Origin of the sequence: Bordetella sputigena (assembly GCF_965137885.1) — a bacterium.
Lineage (GTDB): Bacteria > Pseudomonadota > Gammaproteobacteria > Burkholderiales > Burkholderiaceae_B > Bordetella_C > Bordetella_C sputigena.
Map to the genome: position 1 here is coordinate 613,387 of NZ_CBCSCA010000001.1, position 21,717 is coordinate 635,103.

General features: G+C 65.9%; 20 protein-coding genes and 1 tRNA gene. 11 read left to right on the forward strand and 10 right to left on the reverse strand.

Annotated features, from left to right (window positions below; translation table 11 throughout):
* Positions 1-6: 6 nt before the first annotated feature.
* From ACNA0R_RS02870 to thiC, 3 genes are all read right to left on the reverse strand, one after another.
* The gene (locus tag ACNA0R_RS02870; protein WP_415824373.1) at positions 7-819 is read right to left on the reverse strand and encodes a hypothetical protein; all 813 of its coding nucleotides are present in this window, start codon (positions 817-819) and stop codon (positions 7-9) included.
* A 179-nt stretch (positions 820-998) separates the two neighbouring features.
* Entirely contained in the window at positions 999-1,844 is an 846-nt protein-coding gene (locus ACNA0R_RS02875; protein ID WP_415824374.1) for a DUF1444 family protein, read from the reverse strand.
* Positions 1,845-1,848: 4 nt separating this feature from the next.
* Entirely contained in the window at positions 1,849-3,762 is a 1,914-nt protein-coding gene (thiC, locus tag ACNA0R_RS02880) for a phosphomethylpyrimidine synthase ThiC (RefSeq protein ID WP_415824375.1), read from the reverse strand.
* Positions 3,763-4,062: 300 nt separating this feature from the next.
* Between thiC and ACNA0R_RS02885 the strand changes: the two genes are divergently transcribed.
* Positions 4,063-4,716 carry a SecDF P1 head subdomain-containing protein gene (locus ACNA0R_RS02885; RefSeq protein ID WP_415824376.1) on the forward strand — a complete coding sequence of 218 codons (654 nt, stop codon included), beginning with the start codon at positions 4,063-4,065 and terminating at the stop codon, positions 4,714-4,716.
* A 178-nt stretch (positions 4,717-4,894) separates the two neighbouring features.
* Here ACNA0R_RS02885 and ACNA0R_RS02890 read toward each other — a convergent pair whose 3' ends face one another.
* Positions 4,895-5,335, reverse strand: a complete 441-nt coding sequence (locus tag ACNA0R_RS02890; protein ID WP_415824378.1) for a helix-turn-helix domain-containing protein — start codon at positions 5,333-5,335, stop codon at positions 4,895-4,897.
* A gap of 110 nt (positions 5,336-5,445) precedes the next feature.
* Here ACNA0R_RS02890 and ACNA0R_RS02895 point away from each other — a divergent pair, with 110 nt between their 5' ends.
* Positions 5,446-6,726, forward strand: a complete 1,281-nt coding sequence (locus ACNA0R_RS02895; protein WP_415824379.1) for a helix-turn-helix domain-containing protein — start codon at positions 5,446-5,448, stop codon at positions 6,724-6,726.
* A 342-nt stretch (positions 6,727-7,068) separates the two neighbouring features.
* Here the strand turns inward: ACNA0R_RS02895 and ACNA0R_RS02900 are convergent, their stop codons facing one another.
* Positions 7,069-8,004 (reverse strand): c-type cytochrome, encoded by a 936-nt coding sequence (locus ACNA0R_RS02900; protein WP_415824381.1) that lies wholly within the window; start codon positions 8,002-8,004, stop codon positions 7,069-7,071.
* Positions 8,005-8,233: 229 nt separating this feature from the next.
* Here ACNA0R_RS02900 and ACNA0R_RS02905 point away from each other — a divergent pair.
* A tRNA-Arg gene (locus ACNA0R_RS02905) sits at positions 8,234-8,308 on the forward strand.
* 124 nt (positions 8,309-8,432) lie between these two features.
* Here the strand turns inward: ACNA0R_RS02905 and ACNA0R_RS02910 are convergent.
* On the reverse strand, positions 8,433-9,179 hold the full coding sequence (locus ACNA0R_RS02910; RefSeq protein WP_415824382.1) for an SDR family oxidoreductase: 747 nt from the start codon (positions 9,177-9,179) through the stop codon (positions 8,433-8,435).
* 225 nt (positions 9,180-9,404) lie between these two features.
* On the opposite strand from ACNA0R_RS02910, the gene ACNA0R_RS02915 reads away from it, so the two are divergent.
* Entirely contained in the window at positions 9,405-10,394 is a 990-nt protein-coding gene (locus tag ACNA0R_RS02915; protein ID WP_415824383.1) for a Bug family tripartite tricarboxylate transporter substrate binding protein, read from the forward strand.
* A gap of 17 nt (positions 10,395-10,411) precedes the next feature.
* On the opposite strand, the gene gcvA is transcribed toward ACNA0R_RS02915, so the two are convergent.
* Positions 10,412-11,320 carry a transcriptional regulator GcvA gene (gene gcvA, locus ACNA0R_RS02920; protein WP_415824384.1) on the reverse strand — a complete coding sequence of 303 codons (909 nt, stop codon included), beginning with the start codon at positions 11,318-11,320 and terminating at the stop codon, positions 10,412-10,414.
* A gap of 132 nt (positions 11,321-11,452) precedes the next feature.
* Here gcvA and ACNA0R_RS02925 point away from each other — a divergent pair, with 132 nt between their 5' ends.
* From ACNA0R_RS02925 to leuB, 4 genes are all read left to right on the forward strand, one after another.
* Positions 11,453-12,412, forward strand: a complete 960-nt coding sequence (locus ACNA0R_RS02925; protein ID WP_415824385.1) for a Bug family tripartite tricarboxylate transporter substrate binding protein — start codon at positions 11,453-11,455, stop codon at positions 12,410-12,412.
* A gap of 73 nt (positions 12,413-12,485) precedes the next feature.
* Positions 12,486-13,910: a 3-isopropylmalate dehydratase large subunit gene (leuC, locus tag ACNA0R_RS02930; protein ID WP_415824386.1), complete on the forward strand. Its 1,425-nt coding sequence runs from the start codon at positions 12,486-12,488 to the stop codon at positions 13,908-13,910.
* A complete protein-coding gene (leuD, locus tag ACNA0R_RS02935; RefSeq protein ID WP_415824387.1) occupies positions 13,910-14,518 on the forward strand; it encodes a 3-isopropylmalate dehydratase small subunit in 609 nt (202 codons plus the stop codon). The genes leuC and leuD overlap by 1 nt, the downstream gene beginning before the upstream one ends.
* A 25-nt stretch (positions 14,519-14,543) precedes the next feature.
* On the forward strand, positions 14,544-15,617 hold the full coding sequence (gene leuB, locus ACNA0R_RS02940; RefSeq protein WP_415824388.1) for a 3-isopropylmalate dehydrogenase: 1,074 nt from the start codon (positions 14,544-14,546) through the stop codon (positions 15,615-15,617).
* Positions 15,618-15,640: 23 nt separating this feature from the next.
* On the opposite strand, the gene ACNA0R_RS02945 is transcribed toward leuB, so the two are convergent.
* Positions 15,641-16,120: a DUF2214 domain-containing protein gene (locus ACNA0R_RS02945; protein ID WP_415824389.1), complete on the reverse strand. Its 480-nt coding sequence runs from the start codon at positions 16,118-16,120 to the stop codon at positions 15,641-15,643.
* Entirely contained in the window at positions 16,117-16,503 is a 387-nt protein-coding gene (locus tag ACNA0R_RS02950) for a DUF6152 family protein (RefSeq protein ID WP_415824390.1), read from the reverse strand. The genes ACNA0R_RS02945 and ACNA0R_RS02950 overlap by 4 nt, the downstream gene beginning before the upstream one ends.
* 356 nt (positions 16,504-16,859) lie before the next feature.
* On the opposite strand from ACNA0R_RS02950, the gene ACNA0R_RS02955 reads away from it, so the two are divergent.
* From ACNA0R_RS02955 to mgtA, 3 genes are read left to right on the forward strand one after another with little or no spacing between them, the layout of a single operon-like run.
* Positions 16,860-17,222 (forward strand): SPW repeat protein, encoded by a 363-nt coding sequence (locus ACNA0R_RS02955; protein WP_415824391.1) that lies wholly within the window; start codon positions 16,860-16,862, stop codon positions 17,220-17,222.
* 36 nt (positions 17,223-17,258) lie between these two features.
* On the forward strand, positions 17,259-18,494 hold the full coding sequence (locus ACNA0R_RS02960; protein WP_415824392.1) for an MgtC/SapB family protein: 1,236 nt from the start codon (positions 17,259-17,261) through the stop codon (positions 18,492-18,494).
* Between the two features lie 10 nt (positions 18,495-18,504).
* Complete coding sequence (mgtA, locus tag ACNA0R_RS02965; RefSeq protein WP_415824393.1) at positions 18,505-21,099, forward strand: magnesium-translocating P-type ATPase; 2,595 nt, start codon at positions 18,505-18,507, stop codon at positions 21,097-21,099.
* Here the strand turns inward: mgtA and ACNA0R_RS02970 are convergent, their stop codons facing one another.
* Complete coding sequence (locus tag ACNA0R_RS02970) at positions 21,100-21,642, reverse strand: lipocalin family protein (protein ID WP_415824394.1); 543 nt, start codon at positions 21,640-21,642, stop codon at positions 21,100-21,102.
* Between the last annotated feature and the right edge of the window lie 75 nt (positions 21,643-21,717).

Below are 21,717 nucleotides of genomic sequence, written 5' to 3' on the forward strand. Positions count from 1 at the left end.
CGGCGCTCAGATATCGAAGCCCATTTCGAGCAGGGCCATGAAGCGGTCGCTATCGTATTCCAGCGGCTCGCCCGTATCCGGCGGATTCTTCAGCGCGAAAATAATGTCCCGCAGCTTGTCGCCACGCTCGGCCTGGCTGGGACCGGCGAAGCAGGTGCGGGCGCCTTCCAGCAACAGGGTGCGTCCCAGCGGGCCGAAGCGGTAGGTGGCGTTGGCGAAGGAAGGCAGGGTGCTATCGAAGTGGAGTTGCGGCGGCTCCGCTTCGCCTTCGGTGCGTATGCTGAAGTTGGGCAGTTCCAGGCCGTCTTCGGCAAAGCCGGCCAGGAATTGCATCGGGTCCTCGCCCATCTGGGTGCGCTGGATGGCGATCGACAGCAGCAGAATGTCGCGCACGCGATGCGCCGCGACCGTTTCGTTCAACGGGGGCACGGAAAGGGCCTGGGCGAGGGTGTCGTCCAGCATGGTATCCAACGCCTGTCTTTCTTCGGGCGTGGCGTTCTTGAGATAGCCGGCCACCAGCTTCAAGGTTTCGCCCACGCCGGGCACGGGTTTCCATTGCATGGCGTGCGCCTGGTCGCAGATGGCGACCAACTGACGCCGGATGCTTTGCAGGGCTGGGTTCTCCGGCGTGGCTTGCGCGGCCACCGGGGCGTTCAGGTAAACCTTCGCCGCTTCCTCGTCCCGCTTCGTGCGGTAGATGATCTGCGGGATTTCGCGTGGTCCCGGCATTGCCCGAGGGGCGCCGCCCGAAGCTGCCGGCCCGCCCGCGGGTTCGGGATGGTATGAGGCGCCAGGGCTGCCGAGGGTGGTAATCGTCATGGGAATCTCCAGGTAAGAATGGCCTCGCGGCACCGAGGTGCCTAGGTGCCACTTCATTCACCAGGATTCCGATGTGCGTGCCGGACTTGGTCCGGCTTCGCGGAGCGCCTGCAATCCGCCTTCGTCACCAGGGGTCATGCGCGGTGCGCCGGCCGACGGCCGCGTTCGTCCGTACGGCGTCAGTCCTCGTATCGCGTCAGCACGCCATCACGCCATACGTAAAGCAGCGCCGACAACCCATACGGCGAACGCGCCATGATGTGCGCGGCGATATTCCGGATACGATTCTGGCCGTGGCGGTCCTGCGAGCCGCAAACCAGCAGCTCTTCGCGTGCCGGAATCGCCACCACCGGTTCGCCTTCGATCTGTACGCGGTCGCGCCAGTCCTCGGTCAGGAATACCAGGCTGGCGTCGTAGTTGCCGTCCAGGCGCACGCCGTAGCAGCCGTCCTCGCCCTCGATGGTCAGCTGGGGCAGCAGGCGGCGCAGGTTCGCCCGCGCCAGCGGCATCAGCGCGTCGCGCGTCACTTCCAGGTCCGCCAGGTGATCCGGCGCCACATAGCTCATGGCGTCGGCACGGTCCTCGACATAGACCGTCATCAGTTCGTCGGTCAGCGGTTCGGCGACGAAGCGGTCGCCGTCGCCGGCGCCGGCCGCCTGCAGCTGGCGCGTGCTGGCGGCCAGCCACATCCGCGTCTTGACCACCGGCATGATGGCGGCGCGGCGGGTGGCGGCGTCCGGCTTGGCCGCCGCCGGCGCCGCATCCAGATGCGCCGCCAGGATGGCGTCCAGGTCCGCGGGCGCTTTCGTATAGGCCGCATAGGCATTGCCCAGCGATTGCGTGACCCGCGCGCCATCGGGCAGCGTCCAGCGCACCTGGATCGCATCGCCCGCCACGTCGGGCTCGACCCCCAGCCCGTCCTTGGGAAAACGCGCGCGCGCCGCGTCGGCATAGGCCTGGGCGAATTCCCGGGCGTCCAATATGCGCGCGGTGCGCGGGGTCAACAGGCGTTTCAGTAGGCTCATTGCTTCAGGTCTGGTGATAAATCTCGGCGCCCTTGCGGACGAATTCGACCGCTTTCTCCTGCATGCCCTTTTTCAAGGCTTCCTGTTCGGCCACGCCCTGGCTGGCGGCGTAGTCGCGCACGTCCTGCGTAATCTTCATGCTGCAGAAATGCGGCCCGCACATCGAGCAGAAGTGGGCGACCTTCATCGAGTCCTTGGGCAAGGTCTCGTCGTGGAAATCCTTGGCGGTGTCCGGATCCAGGCCCAGGTTGAACTGGTCGTCCCAGCGGAACTCGAAGCGCGCCTTGGACAAGGCGTTGTCGCGGATCGCCGCGCCCGGATGGCCCTTGGCAAGGTCCGCCGCATGCGCGGCGATCTTGTAGGTGATGATGCCGTCCTTGACGTCCTTCTTGTTCGGCAGCCCCAGGTGTTCCTTGGGCGTGACATAGCACAGCATCGCCGTGCCGTACCAGCCGATCAGCGCCGCGCCGATGCCCGAGGTGATGTGGTCGTAGCCGGGCGCGATGTCGGTGGTCAGCGGTCCCAGCGTATAGAAGGGCGCTTCGTGACAGTGCTCCAGCTGCAGATCCATGTTCTCCTTGATCATCTGCATGGGCACGTGGCCGGGGCCTTCGATCATCACCTGCACGTCGTGCTTCCAGGCCACCTGCGTCAGCTCGCCCAGTGTCTTCAGCTCGGCGAACTGGGCCTCGTCATTGGCATCGTAGGCGGAACCCGGACGCAGGCCGTCGCCCAGCGAAAAGCTGACGTCGTAGGCCTTCATGATTTCGCAGATTTCCTCGAAACGCTCGTACAGGAAGCTTTCGCGATGATGCGCCAGGCACCACTTGGCCATGATCGAACCGCCCCGTGACACGATGCCCGTCATGCGATCCGCCGTCATGGGGATGAAGGGCAGCCGCACGCCGGCGTGGATGGTGAAATAGTCCACCCCTTGTTCCGCCTGCTCGATCAGCGTGTCGCGGAAAATTTCCCACGTCAGTTCTTCCGCCTTGCCGTCGACTTTTTCCAGCGCCTGGTAAATGGGCACGGTGCCTATAGGGACCGGGGAATTGCGCACGATCCACTCGCGCGTCTCATGAATGTGCTTGCCGGTGGACAGGTCCATGACCGTGTCGCCGCCCCAGCGGATGGCCCAGGTCATCTTTTCAACTTCTTCGCCGATGCCCGAGCTGACCGCGGAGTTGCCGATGTTGGCGTTGATCTTGACCAGGAAGTTGCGGCCGATGGCCATCGGCTCCAGTTCCGGGTGATTGATATTGGCCGGGATGATGGCGCGGCCGCGCGCGACTTCGTCGCGCACGAATTCCGGCGTGATGGCGTCGGGGATGGCCGCGCCGAAGGAGAGTCCCGGATGCTGGCGCAGCATGCGCTTGACCAGCTTTTCGCCTTCCGGCCCGCTGGCGCGCAGCGATTCCAGGTATTGCTCGCGGCGCAGGTTTTCGCGGATGGCGACGAATTCCATTTCCGGCGTGACGATGCCGCGGCGCGCATAGTGCATCTGCGTTACGTTGGCGCCCGCCTTGGCGCGGCGCGGCGGCCGCTGCAGATCGAAGCGCATGGCGGTCAGCTTGGGGTCTTCCAGGCGTTCGCGGCCATAGGCGCTGGACGGCCCGGACAGCAATTCGGTATCGCCGCGCTCCTCGATCCAGCCGCGGCGCATTTCGGCCAGCCCGCGCCGGATATCGATCTTGACCGACGGGTCGGTGTACGGGCCGCTGGTGTCGTAAACCGTCAGCGGCGGATTCTTTTCGCCGCCGAACATCGTGGGCGTGTCCTGCTGCTCGATTTCGCGGAATGGCACGCGGATGTCCGGGCGCGATCCCTGCTGATAGACTTTGCGGGATTTGGGGAGCGGGGCGACGGCGGCGGCGTCGACTTCGGCCGTGGCGGCCAGGAATTTTGGATTCGCGTTCATGAAAGCTCCAAGCGAGGGTTTGGAGCCGAATAGGGTCGAATTCCGGCGGTTTCCACCGGAACGCTCCCAGCATCGGCATTATCCGTACTGGTACGAAGGGACTCTCTCAACCTCTGGTGTGGCCGCCGCCGCTTCGTTTGAATAGGCGGAATGCTGGCCGGACCGTGAAGTACCCCTGCGTGCATGCGACAGTATAAGAGACATGACCATGCCATTACATCTGGAAGCAGTCTGCGCTGTGCCGTGCCCTGCGCGCCCTGTACACTTTTTTTGCAACCTCCACCAATAGGAAAACCCGTTATGCACATCAGCTTCCGTTCGATCGCACCAGTGGTATTGATGGCTACGATCCTCCTGGCGGGGTGCCAGACGCCTGGCAACAAGGCCGGTACAGGGTCCACGCCGGCCGCCGGCGCCGGCGCCACGCCGCCCGCCGCCGCGCCCGGCACACCGGCGCCGTCGACCGCGCCGGCCGCGTCCTCCGTCGGCTTCTACATCGCGCAGACGGATTCCGCGCCGGATCTGATGGAAGTCAAGCTCAGCGACGCCACCGTTTATGTGCAGCGCCAGCCGGTACTGACGCGCGCGGACTTGACCGAAGCCGCCGCCCTGGTGGATCGCCAAGGGCAGAACTTCGTCGGCCTGCGCTTCAGTCCGGAAGGCGCGCGCAAGCTGGCCCAGGTCAGTTCGCAGAACGTCGGCAAGCTGCTGGTGCTGGTCATCAACGGCCAATTGGTGGCGGCGCCGCGCATTGCCGAACCGCTCAACCGCGGCGTGCTCGCCTTTGGCGTCGATTCGGCGCAGACGGCCACGGAAATCGCCGCCCGCGTGCGCGGCGATGCCCCGGCGGCGGGCGCCCGTACCCCGGCATCCCCGGCTAATGGCACGCCGGCCGTGCCGCCCGCGTCGGACCGCGCCGCGCCGGCGTCCGGCACCTCCAGCCCGGCGCGGTAATACGCCTGTGTTCCGGGGGCTTCACAGTCGCCCCCGGACCACGGCCCGCGCCGTGCGCGGCGAGACCTGAGCCGTACGCAAAAAGCGAAGCGCCCCTATTCGAGGGGCGCTTCGCTTTTGAAGCCGGGTTCTGGAAGTGTTCTTTCCGACGCTCGCTGTGATGAACGGCGCGGGCGGATTACTCGCCGCGTCGCGTCTTGCCTTTGGGTTTCGATAGCGCGTAGTTGCTGTGGCAGGCGTCGATAAAGGCGGCGACCATGTTCTCCAGGTGCCGCTTGTCGCGCGTGGCCAGGCTTTCATAGCGGCCGCGCGGGATGGTCTGGAAGGGCCATTCGAGCTCCCTGCCCGGCACGCCGAAGGAACCCGGCGCGCCGTCTTCCATCACGACATAGCGCTGGCCGGTCATGGCATTCGCGTACAGGTCCACCGGACGCTCCATCGGACCCTTGCCGGTATCCAGCCATTGCGCCTCTATCCGCAGCGCCGCCGCCAGCTTGAACAGGCCGCGGCTGGACTTGCGCTCACCGCTTTCATAGCTGGCCACCGCGCTTTGCGACAGCCCCGCCAAGCGCGCCAATTCGGCCTGCGTGTAGCCGCGCAGTGTACGAGCGTGCCTCAAACGGTCTGAAAATTTCTTCACGAGCCGATTGAAGCTTGCGTCGATGCCACGTTGGTGTTTATATGAATCACATTCGTGGTTTTGTCATGTTCATGTGCAGGAGGAAAAACATGATCGATTACCTTGACGTCATCGTGCTGCAGGACGCGCGCGCGGTAAGAGACAACCTGAGCCAGGAGCTTGCCAAGCGCGGTTTCGCGGTGCGGTCCTGCGGCAGCCTGGCGGGCTTGCGGCATCTGTATGCCACCCAGCCGGCGCCGCTCGTGGTATTGACCGGCGATTCCGACGACCTGGCTTGCGATGCGCAAAGCGCGCGTATGGCCGCACCGTCGGCCGTCATCATCGCGCTGGGCGCCGCGGCCGATACGGCATGGCGTACGCATGTCATGGCGGCCGGCGCCGACGCCTGCCATGCGGCGTCCATCGACATCGCCGAGCTCACCGCCATCCTGCTCGCCTGGGGCCGCCGGGCGATGCGTGGATCTGGCGTTGAATCGCTCGCCAATGCCCGCGAGTTTTGTCGTTCGCTCAGTCTTACGCAGCATCACCCGGTTAGCGATCCGATCGCTGATTCGGCCGGTCATCCGCACCTGTCGCCGCCAGTCGAGCCCGCGGGCGGGGATACGGCGCCCGCGCTGTGCCATGCGGGGTACGCTGTGACGCCGCCCGAAGTGCCCGTCGATACGGCGGTGGCCGCATCACATCCCATGGGCCATGCCGTTTCCGGCGCCGCTGCGCGTATGTCCGGCGACACCGCGCCGCCCCATCCCAGGCATGATCCATCTGTGCCGGCCCCGCCGCCGGGACGTCGCAGCGGGCGCCTGGGCAGCGGCTGGCGCCTGGACGCCAACTGCCGCGTGCTGGCATGCCCGCGCGATCGCACGCTCATCGTGACCGCGGCGGAAAACAGCTTCCTCATGCGCATCGCGGCCTGCGAAGGCCAGTTGCTGCGGCGTCAGCGTACTCCGCCGCCCATCGTGGAAGATCACGATCGTGGCGACCCTCCCATGGATCCCCGCAGCATGGACGTGCTGGTGTCCCGCCTGCGCCGCAAAGCCCGGCAGGCCGGCATCGAGCTTCCCTTGCTGGCGGTGCGGGGCTGCGGCTATCTGTTCGCGGAATGCCTGACGGTAACGCCATCATCGGTCGCGCCTCGCGCTGCGGCGTCGAGCCGAACGTCGAATCGCCGACGGGCCGCAAGCGGGCACCCGTACACGGCCGGAAACTTCACCTTGCACGTGACGACGAGTGCCGAGACCCTCACACCTGCCGCGGCGTCCTCGCCTATCCTGGAAGACAGCGCCCGCATGTATCGCCGATATGGGCTCGCTGCCGATTCGCATCACGATTTCAGCGTCCACGAAGACGCGTTCCAGCTGCTGGCCGCGTGACCCGCCCGTCACAACGCCGATCACCATTGCGTTCGTTCGCCTCTTGCTTTGTTCTTGCGGCACTGCGCGCTCGCCGGCCGCCTTTACCGCTGTCGCATCTATCGACAGCGTGATAATCACGATTGTGATCATATGCCGGTTCGGCTACGCTCACCAGAGCCCTAGGCTCTCCGTTACCCGGAAGTGGTTTACCCGCTTTTTTTACCCGCTTTTTCTGGAGGCGCCCCCGCTATTTCTCCGGCTCGCTTCCAAAAAGCACAATCCCTACCGAGCGGCTCCGCCGGGTAGGGATCGGTAGGTGATTGGCGAGCCGCGCAACCGGCGGCTGGCGGGCTTTCTGGCTTACTTGGCGGCCTGCACCATGTATTCCACGGCGGCGCGGATATCGGCCTCCGACGCATTGGCCGCGCCACCCTTGGGCGGCATCGCGCCTTTACCCGTCATGGCGGTCTTGACCATGGTGTCCATGCCGGTCTGGATGTACTTGTCCCAATCAGCCTTGCTGCCGAACTTGGGCGCCCCGGCCACGCCGGCGGCATGGCAGGCGAAACAGGTGGTCTTGTAGAGCTTTTCACCGGCCGGATTCACCGCCGCTTGCTGCGCGGGGGCAGGCGCCGCCGCGGCGGGTGCCTGGGCCTGCGGTGCCGGCGCGGCCGGCTGAGCAGCCCCCTGGGCCTGCGCCGGAGCCGCCGCGGCAGCAGGCGCCGCCGGTGCCGCGCCGCCTTGAGCCTGGCCTTGAGCCTGGCCTTGATCCGCGGCCGGCTGGGCAGGCGGCTCCGGCTCCTTGAAGTTGCCGCCGGACTTGTTCGCCATGAACACGACCGCGCGTTCGACTTCGTAGTCGCTTAGCGAAGGATTGCCACCCTTGGGCGGCATCGCGCCCTTGCCGTGCAGGGCGATGTTGAACATCGTCTCCAGGCCTTCCTTGATGCGCGGCGCCCAGGCGGCGTTGTCGCCCACCTTGGGGGCGCCGGCTACGCCAGCCGTATGGCAGGACGTACAGACGGAACTAAAAACCTGTTCGCCGGTCTTGAATACTTTGGGTGCGTTGGCATCGACCAGTTCGAACCCGGCGACCGGGGCGATCCGCTTGTCGATGGCTTCCGGCGTCAGGGCATTGGACCCCACCCCGGCGCGGCCGTAAGAGGCCACCATATTGACCAGCATCAGGATGATGATGATCGGTACTAGAAATGCCAGAACGACCGTGACGATCAACTGCTTCGGGGTCTTGATGAGTGAGGCGTGTTCTTGTACGTATTCCTGCTCTTTGCTCATAACCTAATCCTGCTGTCGGGTACCGGGGCGCCTGGGGCGGATAAAGTACTACAGCGGGCAGGGACCTCCTCAGTTCCCCGCCTGCGGGCGTGCAAACGCTGGATTATATAACGTGGGGGTCGGGGCCCTGGTCACGGCGCCGGCGGCCGGCCCAAACCCGCGGGCGCGCTGGCTCTATCGCGGCGCCTCCAAACGCGGATTCCTGTTTTAGGTACAATACCGCCTCTTCGCGCCCGTAGTTCAATGGATAGAATGAGAGTTTCCGAAGCTCTTGATACAGGTTCGATTCCTGTCGGGCGCGCCAAGAACTCACAGGCTTAGCGGCTCAGGCTTGGCGCCACTCCCTGTGGCTACGCTTCAGCGGTTGCCGAACTCCCTTCTCGATTTTCAATCGCATGTCGGTCCAGATCGACGCGGGCGGGCTGGCCCTACCTGCCGCCGGCGATATCGATGAAGCCGCCAGTCGTGTAGCCTGCTTCATCCGATAGCAACCAGAGTATGGCCGCCGCGACTTCTTCCGCGGTGCCGCCACGTTTAAGCGGAACGAAGTGCTTGACGCGGTCCACGCGGCCGGGTTCGCCGCCGCTGGCGTGCATGTCGGTGTAGATGAATCCCGGGCGAACGCCGTTCACACGTATGCCGTCCGCCGCGACCTCGTTGGCCAGTCCGATCGTCATGGTGTCCAGCGCGCCTTTCGACGCGGCATAGTCGACGTATTCGCCCGCGGATCCAAGCCGGGCCGCCACTGACGACACGTTGACGATGGCGCCGCCCGAGCCGCCGTGGCGGGTGGACATGCGTCGCACCGCTTCCCGCGCGCACAGGAAAGCGCCGACCACGTTCGTGTCCAGCACGCGTCGCAGGCGCTCCGCGTCCATGTCTTCAACGCGCATTTGCTTATGCAGGATGCCGGCATTGTTCACCAGGGCCGAGATGCGCCCCAGCGTGCGGTCGGCTTCCTGGAACATCGCGACGACCTCATCTTCCGACGCGACGTTCGCGCGCAATGGCACCGCCGCGCCACCGGCTTTCCGTATGTCCTCCACGACCGCCAGGGCGGCTGCTTCGTTGTTCAGATAGTTCACGCCCACCGCATAGCCGCGTTGCGCGGCCAGCCTGGCCGTGGCGGCGCCGATGCCGCGTCCCCCGCCGGTGACGATCATGACCTTCTTCATATGCGCTCCTGTTCTGCGTTCGTCGGTCAGCTTACGAGCCTTATACCTCACGCGCGGATCGGTGCCACATCAGCCACGCATGGAAGCTCGATGGTAGTTAGCGCGGCATCGGCATGGAAGCCCGCGCTCCGGGCGCGTGCGCCAGGAACTCGTGCAGGCCCGCGGTTCCCGAGACCGCTGTGCCCGCGAGTGGCGGCGCACGATAGATAAAACAGGAGCTCCCTTATGTTCGAACATCGCCGCAAGGCCTTGATTGCGGCGGTCGCGGGCGCGGCGGCGTTGATGACTCCCTTGGTCGGCCAGGCCGGGCGCGATGGGGAATGGCCGTATGGGCCGATAACCATGGTCGTGCCCTTTCCCGCCGGTGGGCCGGCGGATATGGTGGCGCGGATGCTGGGCAGCCGGCTTGCCGAGCTTCTTGGGGAAGCCGTGGTGGTGCGGAACCTGGCGGGGGCGAACGGCATCGTCGGGACGCGCGGCGTGGCCGGGGCGCCGGCGGACGGCTACACCGTTCTGTACAACACCTCGTCGCTGGTGCTTAGTCCCCACCTGTATCTGGATCCGGGCTTTGATCCGATCGCGGACTTTGATGCCGTGTCGTCCACCGTGGCGATGCCCCTGGTGCTGCTGGTGCATCCCGATGTGCCGGCGACGGATCTTCATTCCTTCGCCGCGTATGGCAGGCGGCTCGCGGGAAATCTGTCGTACGCCTCGGCGGGTGGCGGCAATGTGACGCACTTGACGGCGGTGTTGTTATTGCAGGCCGTGGAAATCAGCGCGATGCACGTGCCTTACCGTGGCAGCGCGCCCGCGCTGGCCGGCTTGCTGGACGGGCAGACGCATTTCATGGTCAATCCGGTCGGCGATGCGTTGGCGCCTGTTCGCGATGGAAGATTGCGTGCGCTGGCGGTGACGTCCAGGGAGCGTATCGCGGCCTTGCCGGAGGTGCCGACCGTCGCGGAGCATGGCGTTCCCGGATTCCAGGCGCAGGCCTGGCATGGCGTCATGGTGCCGGACGGCACGCCGCCTGCCGTGGTCTATCGCTTGAACGTGGCGATCCGGCAGGCCTTGATGGCGCAGGACATGCAGGAGTGGTTGGCGGCGCGCGGTGCGCAGGTGCTCGGATCGACGCCCGGCGAGTATGCGTGGTACATCCGGCAGGAATACCTGCGCTGGGGTGCGGTAATCCAGGCTGCCAATATCCGGCCGGATTAGTCGCTCCCGGAGGCCCATCACTGCAGCAAGCGCGCCTCCATTTCTTCCGCTTCCTTCGCGATCCATTCCTCGAAGGCTTGTACGCGTTCCGGCTTGGGCCGGTCGCTGCGGTAGGCCAGGAAATACGCGCCGCCGGTGTCGGTGCGCTGGGGCAGCGGGGCGACCAGCCTGCCGGCCAGCAGGTCGTCGCTGACGAAGGCCAGCTGCGCGACCATGACGCCCAACTGGTCGATGGCGGCCTGATAGGCCAGGGCGGCGTTCTCGAACTTCAGGCCGCTATTGCCATCGATATGCCCGACGCCGGCCGCCGCCAGCCAGGCGGGCCAGTCCTTGGGCCGGTTCAGCGAACACAGCAGCACGTGATTGGCCAGGTCCGCCGGCCGTTCCAGCCGCGGCTCCTTGTTCAGCAGGCCGGGCGCGCAGACGGGCAGCAGGATCTCGCCGAACAGGCGCCGATAGCCCGGGCCGGTCGGCGGCTGGGTTTCCGAATGGATGCTGATGTCCACGTCCTCGCGGTCGAAGTCGGCGCGCAGATGCGAGGTGGTGATCTGCACGTCGATGTCGCGGCGCGCGGCGTGGAAGCGCGCCAGCCGCGGCACCAGCCACTTGATGGCGAAAGTGGGCGGCAGCTTGATGCGCAGGCAGCGCTCGTCGGGTTGTTGCTGCAACTGGCGGGTGGCCTGTTCGATCTGGTCCAGCGCGGCCTTGACGGTGCGGAAGTAGGCCACGCCCGGTCCGGTCAATTCGATGCCGTGGCGGCCGCGAACGAATAGCCGCGCCTTGGTCCAGTCTTCCAGCGAGGCCACGTGGCGGCTGACGGCGCCTTGGGTGACGCAAAGCTCTTCGGCGGCGCGGGTGAAGCTGGCGTTGCGGGCGGAGGCTTCGAACGCCCGCAGCGCATTCAATGGTGGCAGTCGACGAGTCATGTGCTGCTCCTGGTGGTGCACCGCTTGTGGCATGACTATTAATCATATCTGACATGCCTTAATTTGCCTTGCCCGCTAGGAGCAAGAACCCAAGAATAGCGCCGTATTCAAACTAGAAATACGGAGACAACCATGAAGAAACTGCATGCCTGGCTGGCCGCCGTGCTGCTGGCCGCCTGTGGCGTGGCCCAGGCGGAGTATCCCGACCACCCCATCAAGATGATCGTGCCCTGGCCCCCCGGCGGCGGCGTCGACACCATGGGCCGCCTGGTCGCGCAGGGCCTGTCTCAGGAGCTCGGCCAGCCCGTCATCGTCGACAACCGGTCCGGCGCCGGCGGCAATATCGGCACCGAACTGGCGATGCGCCAGCCGGCCGACGGCTACAACCTGCTGATGGGCTCGATCAGCCCGAACGCGATCAACGTCTATCTGTATTCGCACCTGGGTTTCGATCCGGTCAAGGACTTCACGCCCATCACCTATGTGTCGGCGGTGCCGAACATCCTGGTGGTGCCGGCGGCTTCGCCCTTCAAGACCATGCAGGAGCTGGTCGCCTACGCCAAGGCCAATCCAGGCAAGCTGAATTACGGCTCGGCGGGCGTGGGTTCGTCGCAGCACCTGGCCGCGGTGCAATTCATGGATGCCACCAAGATCAATATCGTCCACGTCCCGTACAAGGGCACGTCGCCGGCGGAAGCGGACCTGATGGCCGGCCATGTATCGCTGATGCTGGACACGACGACCTGTCTGCCCCTGGTCAAGGCCGGCAAGCTGCGCGCGCTGGCCGTGGCCTCGCGCCAGCGGAATGCGCAGCTGCCCGACGTGCCGACCCTGGACGAGCTCGGCGTGAAGAACGTCTATGCATCGTCGTGGTACGGCCTGATGGGTCCCAAGGGCATGCCGCAGGACGTGGTGGACAAGCTCAACAAGGCCACCAACGCGGTGCTGAAGAATCCCGAGATCCGCCAGCGCATGCTGGATTACGGCGCCGAGATCGGCGGCGGCACGCCGGCCGACTTCACCAAGTTCATCAACGACGAAATCGTTCGCTACAAGCCCATCGTGGAGCTGTCCGGCGCCAAGCTCGATTGAGCGCGCCCGGTCCAGGCGACGATAGGCAGTTCCACGCATCCCGAACACAACTCAACCCAAACAGCCGCCATCCATGTCCAATGACTCCGCGCCTCGCACGCTGTTCGACAAGATCTGGTCCAGGCACCAGATCCTGCTGCGTGACGACGGCACCAGCCTGCTTTACGTCGATCGCCACCTGGTCCAGGACGGCTCGGCGCCTGCCTTCGCCATGCTGCGCGATCGTGGCCTGAAGGTGCGCAGCCCGCAGCGCAGCTTTGCCACGCCCGACCATTACGTACCCACCGATACGCGCGATCTGGCGACCATCGCGGATCCCGAAAAGCGCGCCATGGCGAATGCCTTGCGGCAGGACACCCAGGACGCCGGTATGCGGTTCTTCGGCCTGGACGATCCACGCCAGGGCATCATCCACGTGGTCGGTCCCGAACAGGGCCTGAGCCTGCCGGGCATGCTGATCGTCTGCGGCGACAGTCATACCGCGACGCACGGCGCCATGGGCGCGTTCGCCTTCGGCATCGGCGCGTCGGAAGTCGCCCACGTGCTGGCCACGCAATCGATCTGGCAGCGCAAGCCGCCGACCATGCGCGTGGTGGTGGAAGGGCGCTTGCAGCCGGGGGTGGCGGCCAAGGACATTATCCTGGGGATCATCGCCAAGATAGGCGCGGCGGGCGCCACGGGCCATGTCATCGAATATGCCGGGCCGGTTATTAACGCGCTGTCGATGGAAGGCCGCATGACGGTATGCAATATGTCCATCGAGGCCGGCGCGCGCGCGGGCATGGTGGCCCCCGACGACACGACCTTCGCCTGGCTGCATGGGCGGCCTTTCGCGCCGTCGGGCGCGGCATGGGACCAGGCGCTGGCGCAATGGCGCGCGCTGCCGACCGACGCCGGCGCCAGCTTCGATCGGGAAGTGGTGCTGGACGGTTCGGCCTTGCAGCCCATGGTGACCTGGGGCAACAGCCCCGAGGATGCGCTGCCCATTTCCGGCCGCGTGCCGGACCCCGACAGCGCCGCCGACGCGGGCCGGCGTGCCGCGATGACCCGCACGCTGGACTACATGGGCTTGAAACCCGGCATGCCGCTGACCGACGTCGCGGTGGACCGCGTGTTCATCGGTTCCTGCACCAACGGCCGCATCGAGGACCTGCGCCAGGCCGCCGCAGTGGCGCGCGGCAAGCGCGTCGCGCCGGGCGTACAGGCCTGGGTCGTGCCGGGCTCGCAGCAGGTCAAGCTGCAGGCCGAACAGGAAGGACTGGACCGCGTGTTTCGTGACGCGGGTTTCGAATGGCGCTACGCGGGCTGTTCGATGTGCCTGGGGACCAATGGCGACCAGGTCGCGCCGGGGCAGCGCTGCGCGTCGACGTCGAACCGCAATTTCGTGGGTCGCCAGGGGCCGGGTTCGCGCACCCATTTGATGAGTCCCGCCATGGCCGCCGCCGCCGCCGTCAGCGGGCATCTGGCCGACCCGCGTCCCTTGCTGGACAGGAGCTGATGATGGAAGCGTTCAAACGACTCGACGCCGTGGCGCTGCCGGTACCGCGCAGCAATGTCGATACCGACCAGGTGGTGCCGGCGCGCTATCTGCAGAAGCCGCGCACCGACGATTTCGGCGCATATCTGTTCAGCAATATGCGCTTCAACAAGGATGGTTCGGAGAACCCCGATTTCGTGTTGAACCAGGCGCCGTACCGGGAGTCGCGCATCGTGGTCGCGCAGCGTAATTTCGGCTGCGGCTCGTCGCGCGAGCATGCGGTCTGGGCCTTGTACGACTACGGGATACGGGCCGTCATCGCGCCCAGCTTCGGCGACATCTTCTTTTCCAATTCGCTGAAGAACGGGCTGCTGCCCATCGTGCTGCCCGATACGACCGTCGCTTCGCTGTTGCAGGCGATACAGGAACAGCCCGGCGCGCGCATCGTCGTCGACCTGGAGTCGCAGACCGTGAAGGCGCCGGACGGCGCTATCCATAGCTTCGAGATCGATGCCTTCCCCAAGCAATGCCTGCTGGAAGGCATGGACGAGCTCGACTACACCCTGACGTTGAGCGACCGCATCGCCGACTTCGAACGCCGGCACGACGCATCCGTCGCGCAAGGCTGACACGCTTACCACTGAAGGAAAACCCATGAAAATCGCAGTCATGCCGGGCGACGGCATCGGCAAGGAAGTCACCGCGCAGGCGGTCAAGGTGCTGCATGCCGTGCTGGGCTCCGGCGCCGATCTGGAATTGACCGAAGCCGCGATCGGCGGCGCCGGCGTGGAAGCCGCCGGCGATCCCTTGCCGGCCAGGACCTCTGAAATCGCGCGCAAGGCCGACGCCATCCTGTTCGGCGCCGCCGGCATCCCGGGCGACGAAGCCATTCCCTACGCGATGCGGCCCGGCGCCAGCCTGCTGCGCCTGCGCAAGGAACTGGAGATCTTCGCCAACTTCCGCCCGGTGTTCCTGTTTCCGGAGCTGATCGATGCATCCACGCTCAAGCCCGAAATCATCGAAGGCCTGGATATGCTGATCCTGCGCGAGCTGAACGGCGACGCCTATTTCGGCGAGCCGCGCGGCATCCGCGTGAACGAGAAGGGCGAGCGCGAAGGCTACAACACCATGCGCTATAGCGAATCGGAAGTGGAACGCATCGCCCACGTCGCCTTCAAGGCCGCGCGCGGCCGGCGCCGCAAGGTGTGCTCGGTGGAAAAAGCCAATGTGCTGGAAGTCGGCCAGCTGTGGCGCGAGGTGGTGATCGAGGTCGGCAAGGAATACCCCGACGTCGAATTGACGCATCTGTTCGTCGATGCGGCGGCCATGATGCTGATGCGCAATCCCAAGCAGTTCGACGTGATGGTCACCGGCAATATCTTCGGCGATATTCTGTCGGACGCGGCGGCCATGTTGACCGGTTCGATCGGCATGCTGCCGTCGGCATCGCTCAGCTATGGGCAGAAGGGGCTGTACGAGCCGGTGCACGGGACGGCGCCGGATATCGCGGGCAAGAACCTGGCCAATCCGATTGCATCGATCCTGTCGATGGCCATGATGCTGCGCTACAGCTTCGATCAGGGCGCCAATGCCGATCGTGTCGAGGCCGCCGTGCGCAAGGTGCTGGCCGACGGCCTGCGCACGCCGGACATCATGCAGCCCGGCTGCCAGCGTGTCGGTACGGACGAAATGGGCGACGCGGTGGCGATTGCCGTCAGGAAAGGCTGAGCCGCGCGCGCGGCCAGGCCGGCCTACAGGAACCCGATCCAGCGGCCGGCCACGACGGCGCCCAGCCACAATGCGAGGGACGCCGCCGCATGCATCCGCAACGCGCGCGGGATATCCGCGTCCCGCAGCGCTGCGCGCCAATGCGGTCCCGCATGCACCCAAAGCGCATTCAAGACACCCGCCGCGATCACCGCCAGCTTGATCAGGAAAGCCCGATTGCGCAGATATTCGTCCGGCTTTACCGAGAACAGCAGCAGGCCCGTCAGGGCGGCGACGGCCAGTCCACCCGCCGCCAGATGCGACAGGTAGGGGCCGAACTCGCGCAGTGGCGGCGCGCCGCGGGGCCGCAGCAGGCGCAGGTCCAGCGCCATGATGGCGCCGATCAGCACGCCCAGGGCGGCGATATGCGCGGCGTTCGTCAGCAGATAAGCGATCGCCGATTCGCGCAGGAATACCGCCGGCGGCAAGCCGGCGAGCCACCGCGCGTAGGCATCCGCATTCATCTCCGGATGCGTTCGGGGTAGATGTCGTAGGTCTTGTCGCCCACGGAGATCTGCACCGCCTTCATGCGCTTTTCCGCATGGTCCCTGGCGCGGTTACCCACGGCCTTGATGGTTTGTCCGATCCGGACGGACTGGTCGTTGAAGCCGGATTCCCGCGTCTGCGTGGGGTTGCCCAGTTCCACGCGCCACAGTCCGTCATTCTGCGTCTGCACGTCCAGATAGGGATGCGGTGGCGCGACAACGACCTTCTGCACCACGCCGGTCAGCGTGGTCTGTTCCGTGTCGGCCCACGACCAGCCGTGATGGGCGTGCGCGGGCGCCGACAGCGCCAGCGGCAACGCAAGCGCCGCGAGGCCGGCGGCGATGGATGGATAGCGCTTCATTCCGTGTCTCCTGAAGACTTGCCATGGTGATTCGTCATGCGGCGATGCGCGCGGCCGCGGTCGTACGCAGTCGTACCCAGGGGACCGGCGCTTCGTATGAAACCGATCGCGACCGCCGCGCGCCATCTCCCAGGCATTACACGCGCATGCCGGGAAGTTGACAATTGGCTGAATGTCCGGGCTAACCCGTAGCCGGTCAACCCGATGTTTCAAGGGCCGCGGGGAAGGATGCGAGTTGACGCACGTCAAGCAGCTGCGCGATCGAACGACTAGTCTGAAGATCGGCGCACCCGCGGGATACCGGTTTCGGGTCTGAACGGGACGGCCGATCTTGCAACTTGACTAGGAGTCCTATCATGAGCAAGCAACGATGGCAGGATTGGGTTACCACGCTGGCGGGTGCCTATCTATTCTTTTCTCCCTGGATCATCTCCTACTTTTCTCCCTCGTCGACCATTACCGGGGCCGCCGTCTGGAGCCACTACGTCGTTGGGGTGGTGATCGTGGCGATAGGCCTGGCGGCCCTGGCTTCTTACCAGCTATGGGAAGAATGGGTGGAAGTCGCGCTGGGCATATGGCTGGTGATCGCGCCCTGGATCCTGGGGTTTCCGGCGGTCAAGGCGTTCGCCTGGAGCTCCATCGTCGTGGGCATCGTCGTCATCGCCATGGCAGCGGCGGCGCTGGCGCGGATGAAGGTGCTGACGCAGCGTGGCGCCTGATTTCCGCCAGACGCGCAAACGCCGCGGCGGACGCCCGTGACGGATACATCGATGATCGGCCTGTCGGTTGCCCTGGGGTGCGGACTCCTGGTCGGCATCGAACGGGAACGGCGCATGGAGCAGGGGCCGCATCGAGGCTACGCGGGCATCCGCAGTTTCGCGGCGGCTTCCCTGGCGGGCGCGCTGGCGCAGACGCTATCGCCCATGCTGGTGGCCGCCGGCGCCGCGCTCATCGTCCTTCTGAGCACGGCCTCGTATATCCGCGAGCGTTCGGACGACATAGGCATTACGACCGAGGTCGCGCTTTTCGCGACTTACCTGCTGGGCGTCAACGCCATCGGCAGGCCAGGCCTTTCCGCGGCGGTCGCGGTCGTGTTGGCGGGTTTGCTTTTTCTTCGCGAGCCTTTGCACCGGTTTTCCCAGGAGATCCTCACTCAGGCCGAGCTGCGCGACGGCCTGCTCCTGGCCGGCGCCGTGCTGGTCGTATTGCCGCTGCTGCCCGATGTGCCGCAACCCTTGCTTCTGGGCCTGAATCCGCGCCGCCTCTGGACCCTGGCGACATTGATCCTGGCGCTGCAGGCGGTCGGATACATCGGATTGCGCGTGGGCGGCGCGCGCCTGGGACTGACACTGTCGGGATTCGTGTCCGGCTTGATTTCGAGTATTGCCACGATAGCGACCATGGGAAGACGCGCGCGGACGCATCCCGAGCTGGCCAGCGCCTGTCTGGCCGCCGCGCTGCTTTCGAACGTCGCGACTTTCGTATTGCTGATCGCCGTCGCCCTGGTCATCTTCCCCGCGGCGCTGGGGATCCTGGCGGTTTCCCTGTTCAGCGGACTGGCCGCGGCCATCGCCGTGTCCGCGGCCACGCTTCTACGGCATCATGAGAGCGGCGCCGCACCTGTCATGGAGGGGCGCGCCTTCAGCGTGATCCAGGCTTTGGCCATCGCCGCGCTGCTTACCGCCGCGGCAGCCGTGGTGGCCTACGTCAACGACCGTGTTGGAGATTCGGCGGTCACCGTGGCCGCCGCCTTGACGGGCATCGTCGACGCGCACGTGGCGACAGGCTCCGTGTTGCTGCTGGGCGCCAGCGGAACGCTCGCGCAACAGGACCTGTGGCTGGCCGTCCTGCTGGCCATCTCCACCAATTCCGCCAGCAAACTGGTTTCGGCCGTGGTCGCGGGCGGCGCGGCTTTCGGCGCCCGTGTCGGCATTGGCTTGCTTATCATCCTGGCGGCCACATGGCTGCCTTATGCATGGCCGCGGTTTTGAGGGGGGACTTATGGCCAGGGATAATGTGTCATCGGACTTGCCCTGGGACGTGCCGCTGGCCGACGCGCTGGCCGCGCTGCGCACCACGGCCGACGGCCTGACCTCGCGCGACGCGGCCGCGCGGCTTGCCGATTTCGGGCCGAACCGGTTGCGGGACAGGCCCGCGCGGCACATCGCCATCGAATTCCTGCGGCGTTTTCGCAATCCGCTGGTTTTGATCCTGCTCGGCGCGGCGGCTGTGTCCGCGCTGATGCGGGAACAGGCGGGCTTCGCCATCATTACGCTGATCGTGCTGTTGTCCGTGACACTGGATTTCATCCAGGAACACCGCGCCGTGGCGGCCGCCGACGCCCTGCGGGACCGCGTGGCCCTGCATGTGTCGGTACTGCGCGACGGGGCCGCGCGCGACGTGCCGGCGGCCGAGCTTGTGCCCGGCGACGTCGTTCTGCTGCGGGCCGGCGACCTGATTCCCGCCGATGCGCGACTGATCGCATCGCAGGACTTGTTCGTGAACGAGGCCTTGCTGACGGGAGAGTCCTATCCCGCGGAGAAGCGGCCGGGCAACTCCCCCCAGGCGGCGGACGCCGGCTCGTCCGCCGCGATGGATGCCGTACTGATGGGCAGTTCGGTGATCAGCGGGAGCGGCACCGCGGTCATCCTGGCCACGGGGCAGGCCACCCAGCTTGGCGGCATCGCCGGTCAACTTCGGCGACCGGCCGATCCCACCGCTTTTGCGCAGGGCATTCGCGAGTTCGGCATGCTGATCCTGCGCCTTACCGTCCTGCTGGTCCTGTTCGTCCTGCTGGTAAACCTGCTTTTCGGCAGGCCTTTACTGGAGTCGTTTCTGTTCTCGCTGGCGCTGGCGGTGGGCCTTACGCCCGAGCTCCTGCCGATGATCATCACGGTTACCCTGGCACGCGGCGCGGTCCGCATGGCGCGCGCCCGCGTCATCGTAAAGCGGCTGTCATCCATCCACGATCTGGGCAGCATGGATGTGTTGTGCAGCGACAAGACGGGCACACTGACCGAAGCCCGCATCCAGGTGGTACGCGCGGTGGATATCCAGGGCGACGACAGTCCCGGTGTGCTGCACTGGGCCTATATCAACGCACGTTACGAAAGCGGGCTGAAGAGTCCGTTGGACGATGCGATCCTGGCGGCTGGCGCCGACGGGCTGGACGGCTGGCGCAAGATCGACGAAGTCCCCTTCGATTTCGAACGACGGCGGGTGTCCATCCTGGCCGAGCATGAAGGCCGGCGCTACCTGATCGTCAAAGGCGCGCCGGAGGATATCCTGGCCTTGTCGTCGACTTACCGGACCGCCGGCAGCGAGCAGGACCAACTTCTGGATGCGGACTCGCGCGCGGCGGCCGCGGCGACGCTGCGGCGATTGGGCGTCGAAGGCTTTCGCCTTCTTGGCGTCGCCTGGCGCGAAGTCGAGCCCGAGCGCGACCATGCCGGCATCGCGGACGAATCCACCTTTGCGTTTTCCGGTTTTGTCGCTTTCCTGGATCCACCGAAGACCAGCGCGCGTCCGGCGCTGGAAGCCCTGGCCCAACTGGGCATATCGGTAAAGATCATCACCGGCGACAACGAATGGGTGACGCGCCATGTAGCCACGGCGCTGGGCATACGTATCCGGGGCTGCATCAACGGGCCGGAACTGGAGAAGCTCACCGACGCCGCCCTGGCGGCCCGCCTGGCGCGGTTGACCCTGTTCTGCAGGGTCAATCCCGAACAGAAGGCGCGCATCATACGCGTGCTGCGCCGACGCGGCCACGTCGTGGGTTATCTGGGCGATGGCATCAACGATGCGCCATCGTTGCATGCCGCCGACATCGGCCTGTCCGTGGAAAGCGCCGTGGACGTGGCCAAGGAGGCCGCCGCCATGATATTGCTGGACCGCGACCTGAGCGTGCTGGCCGACGGCGTCCGCGAAGGCAGGCGCACCTTCGCGAACATCATGAAGTACGTGATGATGGGCACCAGCTCGAACTTCGGCAATATGTTTTCCATGGCGGGAGCGGCGGTGATGTTGCCCTTTCTGCCCATGCTGCCGGTGCAGATCCTGTTGAACAACCTGCTTTACGACAGCTCGGAAGTCGCCATTCCCTTCGATCGGGTCGACGATACGATGATCGCCAAGCCGTATCGCTGGGATATGCGGTATGTGCGCAACTTCATGTTCGTCCTGGGCCCGGTCAGCTCGGTATTCGATTTCCTGACCTTCGGCCTGCTGCTCTGGGTTTTCCAGGCCGATGAGCCAATGTTCCAGACCGCCTGGTTCGTCGAATCCCTGTTGACGCAGATACTGGTCATATTCGTCATCCGCACGCGCGGACGGCCGTGGGCCAGCCGGCCGCATCGCGCGTTGGCGATCAGCTCTTGCGGCATTCTGGCGTTGGCCGTGGCGTTGCCATACACGCCGATCGGCGATTGGTTCGGCTTCGTACCGCTGCCCGCCCACGTGGTGGGCGCGCTGGCGGGCGTCACGGCGGTGTACCTGGCGCTGGCGGAAGCGGTCAAGCAGTGGTTCTTCGCCAGGCGCCCGCGCGGACGCGGGAAAGGGCATTCCGGGGCTGGCCGCGGCGCGGCAGGCAGGTAGTCATTGGCCGGCCGTGTGGGCATCGCTTTGCGGGGTGTAGACCAGTTCGTCCACGGCATAGCCCGCCGCGCGCGCGATCGATCGCGCTTTGTCTAGCGCTGCGGCCGGCAACCGTGGCGTGCGCGAGAGTATCCACAGCGCCTTGCGGCCGGGCGAGCCCACCACCGACCATGTGTAGTCCGGGGCAAGCCCGATGATCCAGTAGTCCCCGGTGAAAGGTGGCAGGAAAGTGACTTCCAGCTTGGCGTTATTGCTGCCGGGCACGGGTTCCGCCGTGCCGTGCGCCGTCCGTATATCCCCGTCCTTGGTGCGGCAACTGTTTTCGATTGCGATCGTATGCGGATCACGTATTGAGTACGTGGCGATACTGTCGCCCACGCAATAGCGCTGGTAGAAGCGCGGCAAGCGGGCAATTTCGTACCACTTCCCCAGGTAGCTGCGCAGGTCCACCGAGGGGACCGGCGTGGGGCGCGCAGCGTTATCCGCCGCCGAATCCGCCGCGGCGCCGGCGTCGGCTGCCCTGGCCGTCAACGCGGCACCCATACACGCCACGAACAAGCACACTATGCACGCTCGGATTTGCATGGGATTCCTCGCGGATCGGATGCAGGGGCGGCG